General features: G+C 70.4%; 23 protein-coding genes. 11 read left to right on the forward strand and 12 right to left on the reverse strand.

The features are described 5' to 3' along the window. The first annotated feature begins 130 nt into the window (after positions 1-130). Positions 131-499 (forward strand): Hsp20/alpha crystallin family protein, encoded by a 369-nt coding sequence (locus DJ81_RS04610; protein ID WP_170938243.1) that lies wholly within the window; start codon positions 131-133, stop codon positions 497-499. 89 nt (positions 500-588) lie between these two features. Next, a complete protein-coding gene (gene deoC, locus DJ81_RS04615; RefSeq protein ID WP_094588702.1) occupies positions 589-1,236 on the forward strand; it encodes a deoxyribose-phosphate aldolase in 648 nt (215 codons plus the stop codon). On the opposite strand, the gene DJ81_RS04620 is transcribed toward deoC, so the two are convergent. Continuing rightward, positions 1,233-3,608: a methyl-accepting chemotaxis protein gene (locus DJ81_RS04620; protein WP_094523507.1), complete on the reverse strand. Its 2,376-nt coding sequence runs from the start codon at positions 3,606-3,608 to the stop codon at positions 1,233-1,235. The two genes, deoC and DJ81_RS04620, sit on opposite strands and share 4 nt — an antisense overlap. After that, positions 3,608-4,765, reverse strand: a complete 1,158-nt coding sequence (locus DJ81_RS04625) for a BMP family protein (RefSeq protein WP_094526866.1) — start codon at positions 4,763-4,765, stop codon at positions 3,608-3,610. The genes DJ81_RS04620 and DJ81_RS04625 overlap by 1 nt, the downstream gene beginning before the upstream one ends. A 186-nt stretch (positions 4,766-4,951) precedes the next feature. Here DJ81_RS04625 and DJ81_RS04630 point away from each other — a divergent pair, with 186 nt between their 5' ends. Then, positions 4,952-5,182 carry a hypothetical protein gene (locus DJ81_RS04630; protein ID WP_094523503.1) on the forward strand — a complete coding sequence of 77 codons (231 nt, stop codon included), beginning with the start codon at positions 4,952-4,954 and terminating at the stop codon, positions 5,180-5,182. Positions 5,183-5,374: 192 nt separating this feature from the next. Here the strand turns inward: DJ81_RS04630 and DJ81_RS04635 are convergent, their stop codons facing one another. After that, positions 5,375-6,226 carry a universal stress protein gene (locus tag DJ81_RS04635; protein ID WP_094588803.1) on the reverse strand — a complete coding sequence of 284 codons (852 nt, stop codon included), beginning with the start codon at positions 6,224-6,226 and terminating at the stop codon, positions 5,375-5,377. 177 nt (positions 6,227-6,403) lie between these two features. On the opposite strand from DJ81_RS04635, the gene DJ81_RS04640 reads away from it, so the two are divergent. Further along, on the forward strand, positions 6,404-6,592 hold the full coding sequence (locus DJ81_RS04640; protein WP_094523501.1) for a hypothetical protein: 189 nt from the start codon (positions 6,404-6,406) through the stop codon (positions 6,590-6,592). Positions 6,593-6,644: 52 nt separating this feature from the next. On the opposite strand, the gene DJ81_RS04645 is transcribed toward DJ81_RS04640, so the two are convergent. From DJ81_RS04645 to DJ81_RS04655, 3 genes are read right to left on the reverse strand one after another with little or no spacing between them, the layout of a single operon-like run. Further along, on the reverse strand, positions 6,645-7,454 hold the full coding sequence (locus DJ81_RS04645; protein ID WP_094523499.1) for an ABC transporter ATP-binding protein: 810 nt from the start codon (positions 7,452-7,454) through the stop codon (positions 6,645-6,647). Next, positions 7,442-8,245 carry an ABC transporter permease gene (locus tag DJ81_RS04650; protein ID WP_094523497.1) on the reverse strand — a complete coding sequence of 268 codons (804 nt, stop codon included), beginning with the start codon at positions 8,243-8,245 and terminating at the stop codon, positions 7,442-7,444. Before DJ81_RS04650 ends, DJ81_RS04645 begins: the two co-directional genes overlap by 13 nt. Continuing rightward, a complete protein-coding gene (locus DJ81_RS04655; protein WP_094523495.1) occupies positions 8,245-9,267 on the reverse strand; it encodes an ABC transporter substrate-binding protein in 1,023 nt (340 codons plus the stop codon). The genes DJ81_RS04650 and DJ81_RS04655 overlap by 1 nt, the downstream gene beginning before the upstream one ends. Before the next feature lie 226 nt (positions 9,268-9,493). On the opposite strand from DJ81_RS04655, the gene DJ81_RS04660 reads away from it, so the two are divergent. Together DJ81_RS04660 and DJ81_RS04665 are read left to right on the forward strand one after the other, a co-directional pair. Continuing rightward, on the forward strand, positions 9,494-10,405 hold the full coding sequence (locus DJ81_RS04660; protein ID WP_094588704.1) for a 1,4-dihydroxy-2-naphthoyl-CoA synthase: 912 nt from the start codon (positions 9,494-9,496) through the stop codon (positions 10,403-10,405). A 45-nt stretch (positions 10,406-10,450) separates the two neighbouring features. Further along, positions 10,451-10,819, forward strand: coding sequence for a cupin domain-containing protein (locus tag DJ81_RS04665; RefSeq protein ID WP_094523491.1), 369 nt, complete (start codon positions 10,451-10,453; stop codon positions 10,817-10,819). 8 nt (positions 10,820-10,827) lie between these two features. Here the strand turns inward: DJ81_RS04665 and DJ81_RS04670 are convergent, their stop codons facing one another. Together DJ81_RS04670 and DJ81_RS04675 are read right to left on the reverse strand one after the other, a co-directional pair. Then, on the reverse strand, positions 10,828-11,517 hold the full coding sequence (locus DJ81_RS04670) for a hypothetical protein (RefSeq protein WP_249269076.1): 690 nt from the start codon (positions 11,515-11,517) through the stop codon (positions 10,828-10,830). Between the two features lie 107 nt (positions 11,518-11,624). After that, positions 11,625-12,176, reverse strand: coding sequence for a hypothetical protein (locus DJ81_RS04675; RefSeq protein ID WP_094581194.1), 552 nt, complete (start codon positions 12,174-12,176; stop codon positions 11,625-11,627). 131 nt (positions 12,177-12,307) lie between these two features. Here DJ81_RS04675 and DJ81_RS04680 point away from each other — a divergent pair, with 131 nt between their 5' ends. Next, positions 12,308-15,037 (forward strand): AAA domain-containing protein, encoded by a 2,730-nt coding sequence (locus tag DJ81_RS04680; protein WP_094588805.1) that lies wholly within the window; start codon positions 12,308-12,310, stop codon positions 15,035-15,037. Positions 15,038-15,070: 33 nt separating this feature from the next. Here DJ81_RS04680 and DJ81_RS04685 read toward each other — a convergent pair whose 3' ends face one another. Together DJ81_RS04685 and DJ81_RS04690 are read right to left on the reverse strand one after the other, a co-directional pair. Further along, entirely contained in the window at positions 15,071-15,787 is a 717-nt protein-coding gene (locus DJ81_RS04685) for a DUF47 domain-containing protein (RefSeq protein WP_094526863.1), read from the reverse strand. A 100-nt stretch (positions 15,788-15,887) separates the two neighbouring features. Continuing rightward, complete coding sequence (locus tag DJ81_RS04690) at positions 15,888-16,937, reverse strand: phosphoribosylaminoimidazolesuccinocarboxamide synthase (RefSeq protein WP_094523483.1); 1,050 nt, start codon at positions 16,935-16,937, stop codon at positions 15,888-15,890. Between the two features lie 226 nt (positions 16,938-17,163). Between DJ81_RS04690 and DJ81_RS04695 the strand changes: the two genes are divergently transcribed. Further along, a complete protein-coding gene (locus tag DJ81_RS04695; protein WP_094588706.1) occupies positions 17,164-17,751 on the forward strand; it encodes a tRNA (cytidine(56)-2'-O)-methyltransferase in 588 nt (195 codons plus the stop codon). 35 nt (positions 17,752-17,786) lie between these two features. Here DJ81_RS04695 and DJ81_RS04700 read toward each other — a convergent pair whose 3' ends face one another. Continuing rightward, on the reverse strand, positions 17,787-19,268 hold the full coding sequence (locus DJ81_RS04700) for an ATPase domain-containing protein (protein ID WP_094588708.1): 1,482 nt from the start codon (positions 19,266-19,268) through the stop codon (positions 17,787-17,789). A gap of 74 nt (positions 19,269-19,342) precedes the next feature. Between DJ81_RS04700 and DJ81_RS04705 the strand changes: the two genes are divergently transcribed. After that, positions 19,343-20,908: a PAS domain-containing protein gene (locus DJ81_RS04705; RefSeq protein ID WP_094526859.1), complete on the forward strand. Its 1,566-nt coding sequence runs from the start codon at positions 19,343-19,345 to the stop codon at positions 20,906-20,908. 40 nt (positions 20,909-20,948) lie between these two features. On the opposite strand, the gene DJ81_RS04710 is transcribed toward DJ81_RS04705, so the two are convergent. Next, positions 20,949-21,947, reverse strand: a complete 999-nt coding sequence (locus DJ81_RS04710; RefSeq protein ID WP_094523475.1) for a hypothetical protein — start codon at positions 21,945-21,947, stop codon at positions 20,949-20,951. 171 nt (positions 21,948-22,118) lie between these two features. Between DJ81_RS04710 and DJ81_RS04715 the strand changes: the two genes are divergently transcribed. Both DJ81_RS04715 and DJ81_RS04720 read left to right on the forward strand, forming a co-directional pair. Further along, a complete protein-coding gene (locus tag DJ81_RS04715) occupies positions 22,119-22,643 on the forward strand; it encodes a transcription factor (RefSeq protein WP_094523473.1) in 525 nt (174 codons plus the stop codon). Then, entirely contained in the window at positions 22,643-23,338 is a 696-nt protein-coding gene (locus tag DJ81_RS04720) for a DUF2110 family protein (RefSeq protein ID WP_094526857.1), read from the forward strand. The genes DJ81_RS04715 and DJ81_RS04720 overlap by 1 nt, the downstream gene beginning before the upstream one ends. Positions 23,339-23,341: the final 3 nt, after the last annotated feature.

Here is a 23,341-nt window from a genome sequence, read left to right on the forward strand (position 1 = left end):
AGATGTGTATAAGAGACAGCCCCTCCGCTCCCTCCACACCACCGCTATAGTATTGCAAACAATCCGCATGATTCAAAACATTCATATAGAATCGCTACCCTATAATTAATTGCATTCGAGGTGATGAGCAATGGCTCTGCCGACGCCGACCAGTTCGTGGACGCAGGGGTTCGACTTCCCGAACCGACTGTTCGAAACCGGTGGTAACGACTACGAACTGTACGAGGAGGAGGACGAGTTCGTCCTCTCCATAGAGCTCCCCGGGTTCGATCCCGAGGAGATCACGGCCTCGTGGGACGACGGCGTCCTCAACGTCGCCGCCGAACGCGAGGACGAACAGCGCGGCATGCGCCGGACCTACCACCGTCGGTTCCGCTTCCCGAAGACCGTCGACGAGGAGGCCATCGATGCCTCGTATCAGAACGGCATCCTCAGCGTTCGGCTGCCCGTCGTCGTCGACGCCGCGATGACCGGAACGGAGATCGAGATCGAGAGCTGACGCGGGCGTCTCGCCCGCTGGGACCGCTCGCGAATCGGTTCCCGTCCGGGGTCGGTACGCCTTTTACCGGTCGCGCAGACCGTGACGGCATGGACCGCGACGCGTTCGCCGCCAGCATCGACCACACCGTGCTCGGACCGGAGACGATCTGGAGAGACGTCGAGGCAGTCCTCGACGAGGCGGCCGACCACGGGATGAACGCCTGTATCCCGCCCTGCTACGTCGCAGAGGCGGCCGACTACGGGAACGCCCCGTCGACGATCGCGACCGTCGCGGGGTTCCCCCACGGTCAGCACGCGCCGGAGGCGAAGCGGGACGAGGCGGTCGGCGCGTGGGAGGACGGCGCCGACGAGATCGACCTGGTGATCAACGTCGGCCGCCTGAAGGCCGGCGAGGACGACGTCGTCGCCGCCGAGATCTCCGACGTGGTCGCCGCGGTGCCGGTCCCGGTGAAGGTGATCATCGAGACCGCGCTCCTGACCGACGACGAGAAGCGCCGCGCCTGCGAGGCCGCCGTCGAGGCCGACGCCGACATGGTGAAGACGTCGACGGGCTTCGCCGACGGCGGCGCGACCGTCGCCGACGTGGAACTGATGAGCGAGTACCTCCCGGTGAAGGCCTCCGGCGGCGTCGGCTCATACGAGGAGGCGAAAGCGATGCTCGACGCGGGCGCAGCGCGGATCGGCGCCTCCTCCGGCGTTGCGATCGTCGAAGGCCACCCCGAGAGCGGGGACTAGCGTTCGTCGGCCGACCGGTCTCGTCCGTCGCCGTCGGCGGCGAGGCCGTGTCCGGTTCGGTCGTCGCCGCCGACCCCGCCCTGCCCGGCGTTCTCGCCGTCCGTCTCGCTCTCGATATCGTCCGGGTCCACGTCGACCTCGAAGGCCGAGACGGACTCCGAGAGCGCCTCGGCCTGCTCCCGGAGCCGGTCGGCGTTTTCGGCGATCGTGGTGACGGTCGCCGTCTGCTGCTCGGCGGCGGCGGACACCTGCTCGGAGCCGGTGGCGACCTCCCCGCTCACCTCGGCGACGTCCTCCACCCCCTCGACCGCGCGCTGGGTCGACCGGGCCTGGTCCTCGGCGGCCTCGCTTATCTCCTGGACACCGTGATTCGTCTCCTCGACCGCGTCGACGACGGCCTCGAGGGACGACGACGCCTCGCGAACGGTGTCGGACCCCTCGTCGATCCGCGCGTTCGTCTCGCGGATGTCGTCGACTGTCTCGTCCGCCTCCCCGCGGACGGCGTCGATCTGCGACTCGATCTCGGCGGCCGCCTCCTGCGTCTCCTCCGCGAGGTCCTTGACCTCGTCGGCGACGACCGCGAAGCCCTCGCCGGCCTCGCCGGCGCGGGCGGCCTCGATGGAGGCGTTCAACGCGAGGATGTTCGTCTGCTCGGCCACGTCGGTGATGAACTCGACGACCTCGTCGATCTCGTCCATGCGGTCGTCGAGCGACTCCATCTGCTCGACCGCGGCCGCGGAGCGCTCCTCGATCGCGTCCATCTCGTCGAGCGCCTCCGCGGCGGCCTCGCGCCCGGTCGCGCCGCGTTCCGAGGCGGCCTCCGCGGTCTCCGCGACGGACGCGGCCGACGACGCGACCTCCTCGATGCTCGCGGAGAGGTCGCTCATTTCGCCGCTCACCGCGTCGAGCCGCTCGTCCTGTCTGACCGCCCCGTCGGCGATCTCCTGGATCTGCTCGCTGACGGTCCCGCTCGCGGTCTCGACCTCGTCGGCGCCGGTCGCGAGCTCCGCGCTCGCGTCGTCGACCTCGGCGGCGAAGGCGGCGACCCGCGCGGTGGTCCGTTCCAGCTGGGACACCATGTCGTTGAACTCCTCGGCGATCTCCCGCATCGCGTCGCGGTCCGCGTCGGGGTCCATCCGCCGGGTGAGATCGCCGTCCGCGACCGCTCCCATCACCTCGCTGTAGTCGGCCGCGCGGGTTTCCATGTCCCGGGTGACGGCCTCGGCCTCCTCGCGAGCCGCCTCCGCCTCGTCTGCCGCGGTCTCGGCCTCGGCGATCCGCTCGCGGAGCGCGTCCCGCATCTCGCCGAAGCTCGTGAACAGGCGACCGATCTCGTCGATCCGGCCGGTCGTCAGGTCGACGTCGAGGTCGCCCGACTCGATGCGCTCGGCGCGGTCTCGCAGCCGCGCGAGGGGGACGACCGTCCGGCTACCGAGCACGGCCCCGACGATACCCAGCGACGCGAGCGTGAGGAGGAGCAGCAGCAGCACCGAGTCCCCCACGTCGTTCCGGACGGCGAAGGCCGTCGACTGGTCGACGCTCGTGACCGCCACCCAGTCCGTGTCGGGGACCGACGCGTACGCGTGGACCTGACCGTCGCCGATCCGCGTCGCGGTCGTTGCGTTCCCCTCTCGGACCGTCTCGACGGCGTCGGCGTGTTCGCCCTCGTCGACCGTGCCGTCGATGTCGAGGACTGTCTGCCCGGCGGCGTTGAGGATCATCGTCTCCTCGCCGGTGTCGGTGTTCTGGATCCGTTCGAGCTGCGGCTGGATGCGAGTCACCACGACGAGGTACCGACCGTCGGCCCGCGGCACGGAGCTGGCGAACGCCATCACCGGCCGGTCGTTGAGCACGGGCGACCGGTACGAGCGAGCCGACCGCCAGACGCGGTCGTCGCTCCCGACGCCCTCCGGGACGTCGGCGTCGCTCCACGGCGCGTCGAGGTCGCTCGGGGCGCGGCCCTCCAACGGCTGTTCCGTGCTTGCGACGACCCGGTCTTCCCCCGAGTCGACGAGGTGGATGCTGACGATGTCGTCGGAGAGCAGCTCGTCTTTCAACAGGATGTACGCCGGCGCGCGCCGGTCCGACCGGAGCGCGTCGGCTGCCGACATCGATCGGGTCTCCGTGCTCATCCGCTCGGTCCACGAGCCGATCGCGTCGGCCTGTAGGCCGCCGGTCTCGGCCAGTTGGGTCGTCGCGTCGGCCTCCACGGTCTCTCCGGTCTGGAGGTAAGTGAACGCGCCGCCCGCGACGACGACCGCCGCCACGACGAGGAACGCGAGCGCGAACTTGGCGGCGTACCGTCGCCGGACCGCGTCGGGAAGGACCCGACTCGCCGCCCGCGCCAGCCGGTCGATGACTCCGGGAGCCATCAGTTCAACTCCTCCGGGTCCGAGGGGACCGACAGGTCGCCGGCGACGATCCGGTCGCCGGACGCGGCGATCGCGGCGCGCACGTCGTCCGGGATCACCGGCCCGAGCGACGTGCCGTACACGAGCGCGACGCCGTCCTCGGCGAGGCCGAGCGCGGCCGTCTCACCCGTGCCGAGGTCGCCGTCGATGGTCCGTTCGGCGGCGTCGTAAACGGCGGTACCGACGCGTTTCACCATCGACGCGAGGATCACGTCCGCGTACCGCGGGTTGCTCCGCGACTGGTCGGAGTCGACGCCGATCGCGTACCGGCCGTACTCCTGTGCGGCCTGAAACACGCCGAGGCCGCTCCCGCCGGCCGCGTGATACACCACGTCGGCGCCCTGATCGTACATCTCCGCTGCGGCGGCGTACCCGCTCTCGGGGTCGTCGAATGCGCCGACGTACGTGGCGAGCGTCGACGCGTCCGCGGCCGCGTGGTCGACGCCGGCGCGGTAGCCGGCCTCGAACTTGCGCACGAGGTCCGACTCGACGCCGCCGACGAAGCCGACGGTCCGTTCGTCGGGAACGGTGGATCCCGCCCCGACCGACACGTCGCGGCCCGTCACCAGCCCGGCGAGGTGACCCGCCTGAAACGACCCCTCGTGTTCGCGGAACACGTAGCTCGCCACGTTGTCGCGGTCGACGGCGGAGTCGACGATCGCGTACCGCTGGTCCGGATGCTCGCTCGCGACCGCCGAGAGGCCGTCCGCCTGGAGGAACCCGACACAACAGATCAGGTCGTAATCGGGGTCGTTCGACTCCGACAGCGACGCCTGCGTGCTCCGAAGCTCCGGGAACGCGCTCGGCTCCTCGTTCGCGAACGCCACGTCGTGGTCGAGGCGCGCGCGTTGGATCCCCCTGTTGGCGGCGTCGTTGAACGATCGGTCGTCGAGTCCGCCGAGCGCGTAGATCATGCCGACCGTCGCGCTGGCGTCGCTCGCGTCGCCGATCGCCGATTCGTCGGCCGTCGTCGCCGCGTTCGTTCCGTCTCCGGCCGAAGTCGAACCGTCGCCGGGGTCGCCGCCCAGACACCCGGCGAGGCCGCCGGCCGCCGCGGCGCCGACTCCGGCGACGACCCGGCGACGTGAGACTGTCGTCAGCGATCGCGTATGCGTCATCTGATCTGGCGTCGACGGATCGGAGGGAAAACAGCTGCGCGTAAATTATCGACGATGATAGTAACTATTGACGAGGGATTGCGAGTCCGTCCGACGCGCCGCGACCCGAATCCGGCCCGTCCACGCATTCTCCGGGCGTGGGAACGCCCTCGTACCCATTTACCTATCGAGTCAGTATCAGGTGGTATGAGTCATTCGACCGGACCCGAATCGCGTGGTTTAGACCTCGACACGGCCTTCAAGGCGTTTGGCGCGGTGGGGATCCTCATCGCTATCGCCCTCACCGTCCTAGTATTCGCGCTGACGAACCCGTTCGGCGGCTACGTCGACGTCTCGCCGGCCGTGTACGGGAGCCTGCTTTCGACGGGCCTGCTCGCCGCCGTCGGCTACGCGACCTACGCGCTGCGGCGTCGCTGAGCGGTCGCCGAACGCTCCGGCCGAGAGGCCGACCGAGGCGGATCGTATCGACGCCCGTGCGGATCCGGCACGGGGCGGTCGGTCGCACGGCACGCTCCTGAGACGTAGTTGTGCGCGTACTATACAACAGCATTCAGCACCCGCCGCGGACGCGGCCGACGGCTCGTCCGCGGCGTGCGGCGCGCGGCGAGGTCACACCGACCGCGGCGGCGGCACGAGGAAGACGTTGCCCGTCGCCCGGGCGACCACTTCCTCGGAGACGCTGCCGAGCAGCAGTCGGCGCAGCCGGCTGCGACCCCGTGAGCCGATCATCAGCGTGCTCGGGTCGTGCTCCGCCTCTGCGGCGAGGATCTCGTCCGCGGGGTCGCCGCGGCGGATCTCCGTGCGGGCGTCGAGCTCCAGTTCGTCCAGCCGGTTGGCGAGGTCGTCGAGGCGGTCCTGCGGGTCGGCGCCCTCGCCCGTGTCGTCTTTCGGCGACTCGACGTGGACTAGCGTGACCTCCTTCGTCGCGTGCCGGAGGTACTCGAACGACCGAAACGCGCGCTCGGCGTTCTCAGAGAAGTCCGTCGCGAACAGCGTTCGCTTGAACAGGTGTCGGCGGACCGTCTCGGGCTCCTCGACGCCGCGCTCGATGCGGTCGACGATGAGCGGCACGACCGTCGTGCGGGCGAGGTTGCGCGCGGTCGACCCGATCACGCGGTTCTCGAGCGGGCTCTTCCCGCGCGAACCGACCATTATCAGGTCGGCGTTCACGGAGCCCGCGACCCCGTTGATCCGTCGGTGCGGCGTCCCGCGGACGACGTGCGTCTCGACGTCGAACCCGGCGTCTTCGACCGTCGAACTGTAGCGGCGAAGCGCCTCCTTCCGGCGCTTCTCGAACCCCATCCCTGGCATCCCCGAGTGGACGTTGGAGGGCACGACCGTCACGAGGTGGATCCGGTCGACGCCGATCTGTTCGAGGCAGTTCAGCCCGGTCTCCGACTGGATCATCGACTCGCTCGCCGTCGAGAGGTCCGTCGCGAGCACCGCCGACTTCCCGGTCATCGTCCCCACCCCGGCAGAACCGTCGCGCGACGGTTATCAATATTTCTCATACTGTACAATACTGTTGCTCGCATTATAAAACGCTCGGTCGGTTCCGATCCGGGCGAGCCGGCGCGAACGGCGTGCGGTGCGCCCCGAGTCCTGAAGTATAACGGCCCGGAGAGCGAACCGGTGTCCATGAGCGACGAGTCGATCGAGGCCGCGGTCGAGCGGTTCCTCGACGAGACCGAGTCCGCGCTGAACGACTACGATCAGGGGTACGCCGACGCCGACGCGACGCTGTCGGTGGTCCGGACCCGCATCGACGAACTGGCCGCCGCCGCCGACGAGTCCGACGGAGCGGAGCCGCCCGAAGGTGGAGAGTAGCCGACGAGGGAGGGGAGAGGAGAGAAGAGCCGCCGGGACGAGGAGCGACCGACTACGGTCGCGCGCCGATCAGCTCCCGGACGCGGGCCACGTGCTCCCCGAAGGCCGGGTCGCCGCGCTCTCGGGGCCGATCGACGCCGACGTCGACGACCTCAGCGACGCGGCCCGGCTCGGCGGCCATCACGACGATCCGGTCGGCGAGCGTCACCGCCTCGGCGACGTCGTGAGTGACGAACAGGACCGTCTTTCCGGTCGAGGCCCACACGTCGAGCAGTTCCCGCTGGAGCATCTCCCGCGTCTGCGCGTCCACCGCGCCGAACGGCTCGTCCATCAGGAGCAGTTCCGGGTCCACGGCGAGCGCCCGCGCGATGGCGACGCGCTGTTTCATGCCGCCCGAGAGCGACTTCGGGTACGACTCCCGGAACTCCGAGAGCCCGACGAGTTCGAGCATCTCGTCGACCCGACTCGCGCGCTCCGCCTCGGACCGGTCGCTCCGTTCGAGCCCGTAGCCGACGTTCTCCTCGACCGTGAGCCACGGGAACAGGTGGTACTCCTGGAAGACGACCCCCATGTCCGTCGTCGGCCCGGTGACCGGGGCGCCGGCGAGGCGGACCTGCCCGTCGGTGGCCCCGGTGAGCCCGGCGATGATCCGGAACAGCGTCGTCTTCCCGCAGCCGGACGGGCCGACGAGACAGACGAACTCGCCGCCGTCGACCCCGAAGGAGACGTCGTCGAGCGCCCGGACCGGGTTCCCGTCGCCGTCGTACGTCTTGCCGACGCCGTCGACGACGACGCCGGACTCTCCGGCGATCGCGCCCGTGCTGTCGTCGCCCGTGGTCGGCCCCTCGTTCACGCCCGCCACACTAACACCCTCCGTTGGACCGCGCGGAACGCCACGTCGACGAGGAGGTACATCAGGCTCAACACGAGGATGTACGCGATCACGGTGTCGACGAGCAGGTTGTTGCTCGCGCGCAGGATCTCGCGGCCGACGCCCGGCACGCCGAATATCTCGGAGGCCACCACGAGCATCCAGCAGCGTCCGAGCCCGGTCCGGATCCCGGTGAGGATCCCCGGCAGCGAGGCCGGGAGGACGATCGACCGGACCATGTCGAGGTCGCCGCGGACCCCGAGCGTGCGGCCCACGTCGAGCAGGTCCTCCGAGACCCCCTCGACGGCCTCGTACGCCGCGTAGTAGTTGATCCAGAACGCGCCGACCGCGATGATGAAGGCCGCGCCGGCGTCGTTGATCCCGAACCACGCGATCGCGAAGCCGATCAGCGCGAGCGGCGGGACCGGCCGGAGCGTCCTGACGAGCGGGGCGGTCACGTCGTCGAGGAGCCCGTTCCACGAGAACGCGACGCCGGCGGCGACGCCGAGTCCGGTGCCGACTATCGTCCCCGGGATCCAGTGTCGGACACTCGACCACAGCGCGGTCGTCATCGTGCCGGAGGCGAGCTCCTCGGCGAACGCGTCCCCGACCGCCGCCGGCGACGGCAGCACGTACGCCGGCTGGGTGAGCGAGACGAGGTGCCAGACGACCAGGAACCCGACGACGCCGGCCGCGCCGCGGAGGAGCCGGCGCGGGTCGTCGAGGCCGAGGCCGATGCGCAGTTCGTTCCCGTCGAACCGGCTGCCGGTGTCGGTCGCCATCAGAGCGAGTCGTAGACGTCGAAGTCGAAGATCGTCTCGTTCGACAGCTGTTCGTCGATCTGCCCGTTGTTCGCGGCGAACTCGGAGAACACCGGGGTCGCCTCGACGATCTCGCGGGGGTCGGTGACGAAGTTCGACAGCGGCGAGTCGAGCGCGCGCCGGGCGCGGTCGGCCGGCATCCCGATCCCCGACTCGACGTGTCCGGCGGTCGCGTCCGGGTTCTCACCGATGAACTCGGTGGCGCGGACGTGCTGCTCGACGAACTGCGCGGCCAGCGGCGACTCGCGGACGGCGTCGCTCATCAGCGTGACCGCCGCGGGCTGGCCGGGGAGGATCTGCGCGGCCGTCCGGAGCATCGTCACGGACGACCCCTCCGCCTGCGCTATCGTCGGCACCGGCTCCATGATGGAGGTACCGTCGATCTCGCCGTTGGCGATCGCCTGCCAGACCGCGCTGGCCCCGTTGATCTCGATGATCTCGACGTGCTCGTTCGACTCGGGATCGACGCCGTTCTCTTGGAGCCAGTAGCGGAGCAGCACGTCCGGGACGCTCCCCTGCGGGAAGGTGCCGAAGCGGAAGGGGCCGCCGTTCTCCTCGGCCCAGGTCGCGAACGCGTCGCCGCCCTCCGCCTCGAAGGGCTCGTGGAACGACTCCGCGGTCATGATCCCCATCGGCTCGCGGATGTTCGCGGCCGTCACCTGCGCGGGGATGTCGCGGTCGATGACGATCATCGCCGGCACGATCCCGAACATGGCGACGTCGATGTCGCCGCCGCCGAACGCCTGCACGATCGCCGGGCCGTCGGTGAACTCCTTCCCGGTGACCTCGGCGTCGATCTCGGAGAAGTACCCCTCGCCCTCCATCACGTACCACTGGAGGTCGGGGTATATCGGCATGTGTGCGACCGTCAGCTCGTCGAGTCCGCCGCCGCCGCCGAGACAGCCGGCGAGCCCGAGCGTCGCGGAGGAGCCCGCGGCGGCGAGGAAGGACCGACGCGAGGTCGGCGCGCGTGTTCCGTGCATACGGTATAAACGGGCTCCCCGGGCAACACCCCCGCGTCACCAGCAACGAAGGCGTATTCCGATGACGGTCGAGAGTCGGTCGAAACGGAGAATATGGACGTTTGATGAGTTCTGACACGCACATAGTCGAAAGAGACCTCTCACAGGTCGACGCAATATTTACTGCGGGGCGCGGCCACGCGGCGCATCCGCCGCCGTTTATGCGGTCGGCCGTCAATTGCGGCGCATGGTCTCGGAGATATTCGACCCCGACGCGTGGGAGCGGGTGACCGACGAGTTCGACGACGTCACCTATCACCGCGGCGTCGACGTCCCGGTCGTCCGGATCGCGTTCGACCGCCCCGAGGTCCGGAACGCGTTCCGACCGGGCACCGTCGACGAACTGTACGCCGCGCTCGACCACGCGCGCAAGCAGGCGGACGTCGGCTGCGTCCTCCTCACCGGCAACGGCCCCTCGGAGGAGGACGGCGGCTGGGCGTTCTGCTCCGGCGGCGACCAGTCCGTGCGGGGCGGCTCCGGCTACGAGTACCGCGACGGCGACGAGGCCGGCGACGAGGACGACCCGCTCGTCAAGGAGGCGCGCGCCGGGCGACTCCACATCCTGGAGGTCCAGCGGCTGATCCGGTTCATGCCGAAGCCGGTCGTCGCGGTCGTCCCCGGCTGGGCGGTCGGCGGCGGGCACTCGCTACACGTCGTCTGCGACCTGACGCTCGCCAGCGACGAGCACGCGAAGTTCCTCCAGACCGACCCCGACGTGGCCTCCTTCGACGGCGGGTTCGGCTCCGCCTACCTCGCGAAGCAGATCGGCCAGAAGAAGGCCCGCGAGGTGTTCTTCCGCGGGAAGACCTACTCCGCCGAGGAGGCCGCGGACATGGGGATGGTCAACGAGGCGATCCCGCACGAGGAGCTGGAGGAGGCGGCGCTGGAGTGGGCCGACGAGATGACGAGGAAGTCGCCGACCGCGATGCGCATGCTGAAGTACGCGTTCAACATGACCGACGACGGCATGGTCGGCCAGCAGGTGTTCGCCGGCGAGGCGACGCGGCTGGCGTACATGACCGACGAGGCGCAGGAGGGGAGAGACGCCTTCCTCGAGAAGCGCGAGCCCGAGTTCCGCGACCACCCCTGGCACTACTGAGTGCCGCCGCGGTCGTTTATAACCGTGAAGCGCCCACGAAGCCGCATGGAGAAGGTAAGCCTCGCGGACGCGTTCGAGTCCATCGACGAGCGGTGGAACCCGCACCTCGCCGGCGAGCTGAACGGACAGGCGGTGAAGCTGGCGAAGGCCGAGGGCGAGTTCGTCTGGCACAGCCACGCCGACGCCGACGAGCTGTTCCTCGTCACGGAGGGGCGGCTCCGGATCGAGTTCCGCGGCGACGACGACGCGGTCCTAGAGGCCGGCGAACTGATCGTCGTCCCCCGCGGGACCGAACACCGCCCGGTCGCCGAGCCGGAGGCGCACATACTGCTTTTCGAGCCGGCCGGCACGCGGAACACGGGCGACGTGGAGAGCGAACTGACCAGAGAGGAGCCGGAGCGAGTCGACGGCTGACGCGGGCGCTACTCCTCGGGCAGCCACGCCGGTCGAGTCACTGTCGCGTTCCCGAACTCGGTGACCTCGTACGCGGTCCGGAGGGAGAAATCGTCGTTCCCCCTCGTGACGTCGTACGCCGCGATGTACCCCGCCTCGGTGACGACGACGTGCCCGCTCGCGTCGTCCGCCGGAACGTCGCCGGGGTCTTCGATACCGGTCACGTTGTACCTGACGGCCGTCCGCCCCTCGACGGTGACCGTCTCGGTGGCGTCGAGTTCGAGCGCCGTCAGCGGCCGTCGGACCCCGTCGTGAAAAGCCACCTCGGCCGGGGTCCAGTTCTCGCCGGGGTTCCGAGTCAGCTCCTCCGTCGCCGGGTCGTACGCGAACACGCCCTCGGCGCTGAGGTAGTGGCGCAGGGTGCGGCCGAACTCCGTGTCCGACCACCGTATCGAGACGGTGTCGTTCCCGGCGTCGAAGGTCCGCACGACCGTTCGGTTGGCGTCACCGTCGGCGGTGACCATGCGACTGCGGCGGGAGGTGTTGCGAAGCGTCTCGTCGTGCGTTCGCAGCGCGACGGAGAGGTCCGCGATCCCGTCCTGTGACCACCCGGACGGGTACGAGAAGCTCTCCACCGTCGATTCCGGGCCCGACGCCTGTCCGTCCGTGACGGGCAGGGCCGTACAGCCGGCCGCGAGGACGAGCGCGACCAGTGCCATCGCTCGGAGGGAGCGTCGAGGCGGGGAGGCCATACCGACAGTGGCCGGCGTTCGGTGAAGACGTTTGTGGCCGCTTCGCGCCGGACGAGGGCTCGGGCCCGCCGGACTCAGTGGAAGCCGCGGTCGACGTCGTCCTCGTCGATCAGATCCTCCAGCTCCGAGGAGAGGAGCTCCTCGGCCTCGTCGAACGTGTCGGAGAGCTCATCGAGCTCGTCCGGTCGGCCGTCGAACCGGTAGTCCATCGGACCGAACGCCGGCGAGTCGATCGCCTCCATCACGTCCTCGAACAGGTGGTCGGGGTCCGTCGGCGCCTCGGCGTGGACCTTCAGCGTCTCGCGCAGCCGCGTCGCGACGTCCTTCGCCGCCTCCTCGTCCTCCGGCGGCGACCGGACCGCGAACCGGCCGTCAGACCCCTCGTTCGGGAGGAGGGGGTCGAGCTCGTCGTCGACCTTGCGGGCCACCCGCGCGCCGACGCCGCGGAGGTCGCGCGGGTTCTTCGCGTACGTCTTGAGGTGGTAGACGCCGACGCTCGGGTGGCCGAAGTAGAGGTCCTCGCCGAGCCCCTCGCGCCGGGAGCCGGCGACGGCCCGCCAGCCGTCCGGATCGGTCGAGTCGCTCGCGACGTCGGCGAGGATGTCGTCCCAGTCTCGTACGCGCATGTCGGCGTAACGTAGCGGGGAGAGCCGCATGAGCGTGTCGGTCGCGACGGAGACGACCGCGACGGCGCCGACCGCGACGGCACCGATACCCCCACCGACAGCGTTTTTCCGGGGCGCCGCCGATGGCGGCCGTGAACGTTCGGGGGCCGATCCTCTCCGTCGGGGAGGCGCGGACGGTGTCGACGTCGTACGGGGACCGAGAGCTCCGCGAGCTCCGGATCCGGCCCGAGCGCGGCGCGGGCGACCCGGTCGACGTGACGCTGTGGGGGAAGTGGGCGGAGACCGCGGAACACGCCGAGACGGGCATGGAACTGCTCGTCACCGACGCCGAGGAGGACGAGTTCGGCGGCGAGGTCGGGTACGCGACCACGGGCGACTCGTGGGTCGTGCTCGAACCCGACTTCCTCGTCGACGTGACCGGGATCCGCTCGTGGGTGCAGTGCCCGCGGATGTACTATTTAAATAAGCTCTCGGGGATCCCGCTCAACTACCCCGTGGTCAAGGGGACCGTCGTCCACGAGGTGTTCGGCGACCTGCTGCGCGGGATGGATCTGGAGGCGTCGGTCGCGGACCGCGTCGAGGAGGCCGGCCTCGAACTCGGGCTGTTGGGCTACGAGCCCGAGGAGGTCGCCGACGAGGTGCGCCGGAACGCGGCGGCGATCGAGGGGTGGCTCGCGCAGGGGACGCTCTCGGACGAGGACACGTGGCGGTCGGAGTTCACCCTCATCTCGTCGACGTTCGGCCTGAAGGGGCGCGCCGACGCGCTCCGCCGCGGGACCCCCGTGGAGCTGAAGACCGGGAAGAACACCAAACGGGAGCCGCGCTTCCACGACAAGATCCAGGCGGCCTGCTACGCCCTCATGCTGGACGAGCGCGGCGTCGACCCCGACATCGGGACCCTGCTGTACACGAAGAACACCGCCCTCGACCGCAACGAGGAGTCTGGCGACCTCGCGCCCGCCAAGGAGTTCTCGGTGGGGCGGGGCCTGCTGGAGTTCGTCGTCCGCGAGCGCAACGCCCTCGCGGCGATGGAGTGGCGCGCGCTCAACGACCCCGGCGAGCGCCCGACCGTTCCCACGGGGTACGAGGCCGACGCCAAGTGCCAGTACTGCTTCGAGCAGGACACCTGCATGGTCGTCTCCGGCCGCCTCGACCAAGAGTCGAAGGCGGGGTCGGTCGGGAATCCGGTCCCCGACGAGGAGCGCGACTACTTCGACCGCTTCTACGTCGCCTTGGAGGAGGAGCGCCGCGAGACCCACGCCGAGTACCGGAAGCTGTGGGAGCAGACGCCCGCGGAGCGCGCCGCCGACGACCGCGCGCTCATCGATCTGGAGCCGGTCTCGCAGACGGAGATCGACGACGCCCGGTGGGAGCTCCGCGCTCGGAAGCCCGGCGACGCCGTCTCGAAGCTCCGCGAGGGCGACGTGGCGCTCGCGAGCGACGGCGACCCGGTCGGGGGACACGCCGAGCTCGGCCGCATCACCGAACTGGGCGACGAGGTCGTCGTCGAGACCGACGAGCCGGTGGAGCTCCGGCGGCTCGACGTCTACCCCTCCGAGATCTCGGTCGACCGCTCGCTCACCGCGCTCCACGACGCGATCTTAAAAGGGAGCGATCGGCGGAAAGACGTCCTGTTCGAGCGGCGCGAGCCCGAGTTCCGTGCGGAGAGCGAGCGACCGGCCGGAACGCCCGGGAGCGGCGATGTCTCCGGGGCGTCCGACGCCCCCGACGCCTACATCGGAAACAACGCGGCCCAGAACGAGGCCGTCGAGCTCGCCGTCGACGCCGAGGACTGCGCGCTGATCCACGGCCCGCCGGGCACCGGGAAGACGTACACCATCGCCCGGACGATCCGCGCGCTCGTCGAGGAGGGCAACCGGGTGCTGCTCTCGGCGTTCACCAACCGCGCGGTCGACAACGCGCTGGAGGCGCTCCGCGATCAGGGGTTCGGCGACGTGCTCCGCGTCGGTACCGAGACCGGCGTCCGCGGCGACATGCAGGACGTGCGCCTCGTCCAGCGCGGCGACCCGAACGCGAAGGCCGCCGAGCTGCGGGACGCGCCCGTCGTCGCCGCCACCACCGCGGCCTGCGGCTCCCGCGTGATGCGCGAGTGCGAGTTCGACGTCGCCCTCGTCGACGAGGCCTCCCAGCTCACGGAGCCGGGAACCCACGCCGCGATCAACCTCGCGGACCGGTTCGTCCTCGTCGGCGACCACGAGCAGCTCCCGCCCGTCGTCCGCGCCGAGAACGACCTCCGGACGTCGCTCTTCCAGCGTCTCATCGAGGCGTACCCCGACGCGAGCGTCATGCTCGACCGCCAGTACCGGATGAGCCAGCGCATCCAGGCGTTCGCCTCCGCGGAGTTCTACGACGGCGCGCTCCGCCCGGCGACCCCCGAAGTCGCGGGTCAGACCCTCCGCGACCTCGGCGTCGACCCCGCGGCCCTCCCGGACGCGCTCGCCGGCGGCGTGAGCTTCGTCGACCCGGACGGGACCCGCGACGGCAACCGGAACGTCCGGGAGGCCGAGCGCGTCGCGGAGATCGTCGACGCCTACCTCGCGGCCGGCGTCGACCCCGACGACGTCGGCGTCATCGCCCCCTTCCGCGCGCAGGTCGCTGAGATCGGCAAGCGGACCCCCGTCACGGTCGACACTGTCGACCGCTTCCAGGGCTCCTCGAAGGAGGTGATCGTCGTCTCGCTGGTCGCGACGGGCGACCTCGACGGGCCGATATTCGAGGACCACCGCCGCATGAACGTCGCGCTCACGCGGGCGAAAAAACAGCTGACGCTCGTCGGCGACGCCGGCGCGCTCGGCTCGGAGCCGTTCTACGAGCGCATGCTGGCGTGGGCGCGGCGGTAGGCGGTCGCCGGCCCCACCCGCCGCCGGTCGGCCCTACTCCTCGCTCGCGTCGGGCTCCGCCTCCGTGACGATCCCCGGCTCCTTGCTGGCGATGACGACGATCCGGTCGGTGAGATCCTCGATCGTGTTCGCCAGCTCGTCCAGCAGGATCGCCAGCTCGCGGTAGACGAGCGGGTCCTCGATCGCGTCGTCGGCGAAGGCGGTCGCGACGGCGTCGTTGCGAAGCTCGTCGCATTCGCTCTCGAGCCCGCGGATCGCCTCGATCCCCTCCGTGAGCGTCGCGGTGGCGTCGCTCCGGGCGAGCCCGCGGACGAACCCCTCCACCACGTCGCCGAGCACCACGGTCATCTCGGCGATGCGACTCGCCATCTCGCGCATGTCCCGGAAGGGGTCGACGTCCGCCGCCGGTTGCATCATGACGACCTCCTGGACGATCCGCTCGGTGTGGTTCGCGACGACGTCGAGCTCGTTGTAGAAGTCGAGCAGCGCCGACTCGTTGAAGTTGATCCGCGTGTTGAGCAGTCCGACGTCGTCCGGGCCGGCGTTCGTGATGATCCCGGTGATCTCGCGGACCAGCTCGTCGCACTCGCTCTCGATGGCGGCGATCTCGCCGACCGTCTCGCGGTACGGGCCGTCGTTCGCGTACTCGTCGAGGGCGCGCGGGAGGAGCGCGACGCAGTCGTCGATCCGGTCGAGATACGTCCCGGTGCGTGACTCCAACCGTTCCCCGAAGTCGGCGTCGGTGGGCATGCCTCGACCCACGCGCGTCGGGAGTAAAGAGGTTCCCTCGCGTTTCGTCGATCGTGAGGATTTCGTCGGCGGTTCCCGGGAGTCGACCGTCCAGTTCTCCCTACAGCCCATCGACCGCGTCGAGCGCGGCCTCGATGTCCGGGACGTCGAACCACTCCCGGTCGGTGTAGGCGTTCGTCCCGGCCGCGTACAGCTCGGAGACCGCGTCGACGACGGCCGAGGGGAGGGGTTCGGGGTCGCGCTCGCAGAGCTCGCGCCAGTCGTCGATCTCGCGGCCCGCGACCGCCGCCTTCGCCTCCTTCACGGCCTCGACCCACTCCGGGTCGTTCGCCCGGTACCACTGCCGGACGACCTCCTTCGAGACCCCGCGGCCCCCGTACGAGAAGCGGTTCTCGTCGAACGTGCCGACCACGTCGGCGACGCGGAGCTCGCCGTCGGCGTAGAGGCACTCGATCTTCCCGTCCTCGTGGGCGAAGCCGACGGCGTCGGCGCGCTCGGTGACGACGCGGTTCACGTCGAGCGCGAGCGACTCGAGGGCGTCGACGTCGGCGGCGCCCGCGATCCGGTCGGCCTCGGCGCGGCTCAGGTAGCGGTCCTGCTCCTCGTACTTCGTGGAGAACTCCACGACCGGCTCCGGCAGGTCGACCGGCTCGTCGGGCCACTCGTCGGCGGCGATATCGGGGTCCGCGTCGAGGCCGAAGTCGGCGGGGTCGGCGCGCCGTCGCAGGCTGGAGCCGATCGGGACGCGGTTCCGGAAGACGACCTCCAGCGGGACGAGGTAGTTCCCGCCGCCCGCGGCGCGGAAGGCGTCGTAGTCGTAGCCGGCCTCGGGCCCCTCGTACGGCAGGTCGGGGACCTGCGTCAGGTCGATCGCCATCTCCGTCGGCGGGGCGGTCGCGTCGGCGAGGGCGACGGTCTCGCCCGTCTCGGCGTCCGCGACCCCGCGGTAGTGAGTCGGGAGGCCCTCGGCCTCCAGCAGCTCGAAGTTGAACGCGCCCATCGCGCAGAGGCTCGCGCCCTTCCGCGGGATCGCGTCGGGCATCTGGCCCCAGTCGAACACCGAGTACGCGTCCGTGAAGACGAACCGACCCCGCCCGAGCGAGTCGGCGGTCGCGGGCTCGTCGACGCGGAACTCCTTGACGCTCGTCATACCACACTCGGCGACCGCCTCCGCAATGAATCTTTCACTTACGTGGTCACCTCCCGGGTTCGATCCGATAAACGATCCACGACTGTGCTGTATTCCCGGACGACTGCGCGGTCCCCTCCGGCGGCGACTCGGACCGGTCCGACCGCCGCGACCGCATCGAAAGGACCGGTCCGACCGCCGCGACCGCATCGAAAGGACCACACCCGTCGCGGGCGCATCGCCGTTCATGCACGAGGCGCGCGAGGTCGCCGTCCTCCGCTACGGCCACCGGCCCGGACGCGACGACCGCATGACGACGCACGTCGGGCTCACGGCCCGGGCGCTCGGCGCTGACCGCGTGGTCTTCCCCGACAACGCCGGCCAGTCCGCGGAGACGGTGCGGGACATCACCGACCGGTTCGGCGGCCCCTTCGCGGTCGAGCTCCGCGGGGACCAGAAGGCGATCGTTCGAGGCTGGGAGGGCGTCGTCGTCCACCTCACGATGTACGGCGAGCGCGTGCAGGACGTCGAAGAGGAGATCCGGGAGGCGGTCGGGCTCCCGGACGCGGCCGAGAGCCCGACGACGCCTCGCGATCTCCTCGTCGTCGTCGGCGGCGAGAAGGTGCCGTGGGCGCTGTACGAGCGCGCCGACTTCAACGTGGGCGTGACGAACCAACCGCATTCCGAGGTCGCCGGGCTCGCAGTGTTCTTAGACCGGCTGTTCGGGGGCACCGAGCTGGACCGCGAGTGGGACGACGCAGATCGGAAGGTGATCCCGGAACCGACCGGGAAGACGGTCGTCGACGCCGACGAGGGCGACGACGGGCCGGACTGACTCGGGGCTCTCGTCGCGCTCCTACCGGGGCGGGATCACTCCTCGTCGATGCCCGCCAACTCCGACGCGTCGTCGACGACCTCCGGCGTCCCGCTCAGGATGCCGCGGAGCCCCGTCATCGGCTCGCCGACCGAGACGCCGTCCTCGGTGATCCGGAACTCGCGGATCGTCCGCTCGAAGTCGCTCGTCCGCTTCTTCAGGACGCCGATCGCCTTCCGCATCTCGCCTTGGACCTCCAAGTGCCGGAGGAAGACGATGTTGTCCGCGAGGTAGCTGATGTTCTCGACGGTCGCCTGAAACTGACCGGTGATGTTGCGCGTCTCGTCGATGAAGATGGCGGTCGCACCCATGTTCTTGAGGTACCGCCCCAGAGCGTGCATCTGCTGGAGCATCATCCCTTCCTCGCCGCGGAGCGTGAGCCGGTACCCCGCGATGCCGTCGACCATCACGATGTCCGCCCCGCGCTCCTCGACCTCCTCGCGGACCATCCGGGCGAACTCCTGTGGCGACCGTTCGAGGGCCTCCACCTCGTTCACCTGGAGCGTCCCCCGCTCGATCATCTCGTCGGCCGGGATGTCGACGGCGCGGGAGCGCGTGAGGAACGTCTCGCGGTTCTCCTCGAACAGGTAGATGACCGAGCGCTCGCCGCGCTCGGCGGCCTCCTTCATGAACTGCGTGCTCAGCGTCGTCTTCCCGACCCCGGTCGGCCCGCTGACGATGCTGACCGTGCCGCGTTCGAGCCCGCCGTGGAGCAGCTCGTCGACCCCCTCGATCCCCGAGGAGATCTGCTCGAAGTCGAAGTCGCCGTCGTGCTTCCCGGGCTGCAGCGCCGGGTATACCTCGATGCCGTGGTCGGTCACCCGGTAGGCGTGGTCGCCGTTCAGCGTCGACGACCCGCGGAACTTCGGCACCTCGATCGTCTTCCCGTACTCCTCCGTGCCCAGCCGGATCGACCCGTCGGTGATGAACTCCAGGTCGTCGGTCGGCAGCGAGGGGGTGTTCTGGACCGTGAACGCCACGGTCGCGCCCTGGTCCTTCAGGAACCGCATGAACCCGACCACCTGCTTGCGGAACTGGTAGTCGTCCGACAGCAGGAACCGGAGCTGGGTCAAGGGGTCGACGACGACGCGGTCGGGGTCGACCGCGGTGACGCCGTCCACGATCTGCTCGGTGAGCGGCTCGCTCTCGACTTCCGACGGCGCGAACACCTCGTACGACTGGTCCTCGGTGAACACGTCGGCGCCCGGGCTCAGGTCGAGGAACTCGATCGCGTCCGTGTCGAAGCCGAGGGCCGCCGCGTTCGACTCGAGGTCGCGGACGTCCTCCTCCAAGTTGATGAACAGCGACGTCTCTCCCTCGTCGACGCCCCGCTGGAGGAAGTGAAGGCTGAGGATCGTCTTCCCGCTGCCCGCCTGACCCCGTATCATGTAGCTTCGATCCGGGATCAGTCCCCCGGACAGGATCTCGTCGAGGCCCGGGATGCCGGTCGACACGCGCTCGGGCAGTGACTCGGACATACCGATCCCTCCGCACGCGGGGTAGTTAATGAATGGGTAACTCTTAGTGGCCGTGTACTCACCGTCCACGAGAGATGGACACGGGTCCAGAGGGGCTCGCCGACGGTGCGCCCTCCCGAGGCGGCGGCGTCGACAAGCCCGCCGAGGAGGCCGCCGACAGCGGACCCGCGGACCGGACCGACGACGCCCCGAACGGAGGCGCGCCTGAGTCCGACCGGGACCCGCGAGTACTGCTTTTCATGCGGCCGGGACGCGACCGAGAGCTGGTGTCCGAGGCCCTGAGCGATCGGTTCCGGACCGACGCGACGACCGACGTGGAGTCGCTCGACTCGACGTTCGACTGCTGCGTCTTCGACGCCCGCGAGTTCAACCGCGTCGCCGGGTCGATCCAGCGGCGGCGAGAGCTGGCCGCTCCCGTCTTCCTCCCGTTCGTCCTCCTCGTGAGCGACGGCGCGGGCGCCCCGGCTGAGAAGACGTGGGACTACGTCGACGACGTCATCCGGCTGCCGGTTCGGAAGCGGGCCCTCCGCATCCGGGTCGGCAACCTCGTCGAGCGGCGTCGCACCTCGCTCCGGCTCGCGGCCCGGGAGCGGAAGCTCGAAGAGACCGTCGAGGACCTCCGACTGAAGGAGCGCGCGATGGACGAGGCGCCGGTCGGGATCACGATCGCCGACGTCGACGAGAGCGGCGACGGGGACAACCCGCTCGTGTACACGAACGACGAGTTCGAGGCGCTCACCGGCTACGGCACCGAGGTGTTCGGCTCGGACTGCCGGTTCCTTCAGGGCGAGGACACCGACCCGGAGACGACCGCGGCGATCCGAGAGGCGATCGACGAGGAGCGGCCGGTCGGGGTCGACGTCCTGAACTACCGCCGCAACGGCCAGAAGTTCTGGAACCGACTCACGGTCGCTCCCATCCGCGACGAGGCGGGGACGGTCACCCACTACGTCGGGTTTCAGACGGACATCACCGACCGGAAGATCCGGGAGCGCCGGATGGAGGTGATGAACCGCGTGCTCAGCCACAACCTCCGGAACAAGATGAACCTCATCTCGGGGTACACGGAACTGCTGCGGCAGGCCGTCGACGACGACGAGGCGCTCGGTTCGCTGGAGGTGATCGACGAGACGACGGACGACCTGATGGGGCTCGCCACCGCGGTCCAGAAGCTCGACCGGACGCTCTCGGGGCCCTCGACGGCCGGGACCGCCGTCGCGCTCCGCGATCGCCTGATCGAGGTGCGATCGAGGGTTCGAGACAGGTATCCCGAGGCGTCGGTGACCCTCTCGCTGCCGCCCGACGACCCGCTCGAAACGACGGTCTCCGGACTGGTGACGGCGATCGAGGAGGGAATGGAGAACGCCGTCAAGCACAACGACGGTCGGAGCCCGTCGGTCGAAGTCGACGTCGAGTGGGAGTCGGGGGAGTGGCTCGCGATCGAGATCGCGGACGACGGTCCGGGCATCCCGGACCACGAGACGCGCGTGCTCGAACTCGGCGAGACGTCGCTGAACCACGCGGACCGGCTGGGGATCTGGCTGATCTACTGGGTCGTGGCCAAGGCCGGCGGGGAGTTCTCGGTCGACACGTCGAGCGAGGGGACCACGCTCCGGCTGGCCGTGCCCGCGCACCCCTGAGCCGGCCTCGGCCGCGACGGCCCGGATCGGTCGGCGCCCGTCACAGCGACCGCTTCGACCGCAGCAGCGCGAGCCGGAGGCGCGCCTCCTGTCGGCTCGTCCCCCGCACGCGGCCCGTCTCGGCGTCCGCCATCGAGGCGAGCGACAGCCGGTCGAGCAGGGGCGGCCAGTCGGCGGCGCCCGCCGCCTCGCCCGCGAACGCGACCGCGTTCCCGAGCCCGTCGCGCTCGGCGCTCCCGAGCCGCGCCACCGCGGCGTCGGCGTCCCGGCGGCCGCCACCGACGTAGAGCCGGTCGCCGAGGGCCGCGGGCGCCCACGCCGGCAGCAGGAGCAGCCACAGCAGGGCGCCGGCGACGGTGTACGCCCGCGGCGGGATCCGGTTCCCCTCGGGCTCGTACCCGTGGATCCGGTTGACGCGCCGGTCCGCCGCGGTCCGGTCGGCGCGGCGGCCGACGAGCAGCGTCGCCAGCAGCGCCACCGTCTCCACGAGCGCCAGCGCCGGCAGCAGGGCCGTGGTGACCGCCGCCTCGCGGGTCCGAAGCCGCACGAGCGCGTGGCGGAGCGCGGCGTCTCGGTCGGCCGCCGGGAGGGAGAGCAGCCGCGTCGAGACGACGAGCCGCGCGCCCCGGTGACCGTCCGCGACGGCGACGTTGGCGGCGTCGGCGCGGACGACCGTCACCGCCGGGACGTCGACGCCGACCTCCCCGGCGAGTGTCGCGACGCGGTCGGCGACGAAGTCGGCCGGCCGGTCGTCGAGCTCGGCCTCAGGGAGGCGCGCGATCCGCCGGTCGACGAGCACCGGGCCCACGAGCGCCGACCCCCCGAGGCCGAGGACGACCGCGGCGAGCGCGGCGGCGGCGACCGGCGGGACCCCGCCGAGCGCGGCCGGGCCGACGACGCCGAGGCCGGCGGGGCCGAGAGCGACGGCGAGGAGGAGAAGCGGCGCCGCGGCGAGCAGCGCGGGGACCGTCGCGAGCGCGAACGCTCCGGTGGCTCGCCTGACGCGCGTTCGTCCGCTCCGTCCGTCGGACTCGCTCATTACGAACGAGTGGTGCGACGGGCGGGGTAAAGCTTTGCCGGAGCCCGCGGCGGTCGGTCTCGCGACGGCGGTCGTCTGGGCCGTCGGCGGTCGGATCCCAGGGCGTGCCGACGCCCGACGACGGTGGCCATTTCGGAGCTTTTAACCCGATTCCACCACCAATTTCGGGTAATGGCTTTTGAGGATCTACTGAACGACCCCGTCATCCAGAAGTACCTCCACGAGCTGGTGGGGCCGACGGGGATGCCGGTCGCGGCCGCGCCGCCCGACGGCGAGGTCACCGACGAGGAGCTGGCGGAGGAGCTCGGGTTGGAGCTCAACGACGTCCGACGCGCGCTGTTCATCCTGTACGAGAACGACCTCGCGACGTACCGCCGGGTGCGCGACGAGGACTCGGGGTGGCTCACGTACCTCTGGACGTTCCACTACGACAACATCCCGGAGAACCTCGAAGAGGAGATGTACCGTCTCCTCGAGGCCCTCGAAGAGCGCGAGGAGTACGAGCGCACCCACGAGTTCTACCTCTGTGAGGTGTGTTCTATCCGCTTCGAGTTCGGCGAGGCGATGGACTTCGGCTTCGAGTGTCCCGAGTGCGGCTCGCCGCTCGAAGCGATGGAAAACGACCGGCTCCGCGAGGCGATGGACCGGCGCGTCGATGAGCTCCGTGACGAGCTCAACGTGGACGTGACGGGCTGATGGTCGTCCTCGCAACAAAGTGCTACGTCGACGGGGACGCCCGCGACCGCGCGCTCGACGGGATGGGATCGCTCGTCGCCAACGACGTCGGCGAACTGAGCGTCGACTGGCAGGTCGGCGTCCGCGACGACGGCTTCGTGCAGGTGGACGTGACCGGCGAGGACGCCGAGGTCGCCCGGAACGTGCTCGCGGAGACGTGGGGCGAGATCGTCGCCCACGACGGCGGCCTGACCGCCGGCGAGGAGTACGTCGGCACCCTCGAGTCGTGGGACGACGACGGGTTCGTCCTCGACGCGGGCGTCGACGTCCGGGTCCCCGCCGACGAGATCGGGCTCGGACGGGGGTCGCCGGCGCAGGTCGTCGAGCGGTTCGGGCTCGTCCAGCACCTCTCGGTCCGGTTCGTCTACGGCGGCGACGTCGGCGACCCGGACGCCGAGCCGAGCCGCCTCGCCGACGACGAGCGCGACCGCCTCTACGACTGGCAGCGCGGGAACGGCCGGGTCAACGTCAACTCGGCGACACGCGGCGAGGTGCGCGCGACGGTGAACCGCGCGGGCCACGCACAGGACATCGTCACCGTGGAGCGGCTCGGGCTCTTAGAACAGAGCATCGTCTGCACCGAGAACACCGACCCGCCGGGGCTGCTCGCCGCGATCGGCTCGTACCTCCCGGCGGAGATGCGCTGCGTCGTCTGAACC

It is taken from the genome of Halorubrum sp. Hd13 (assembly GCF_002252755.1).
Lineage (GTDB): Archaea > Halobacteriota > Halobacteria > Halobacteriales > Haloferacaceae > Halorubrum.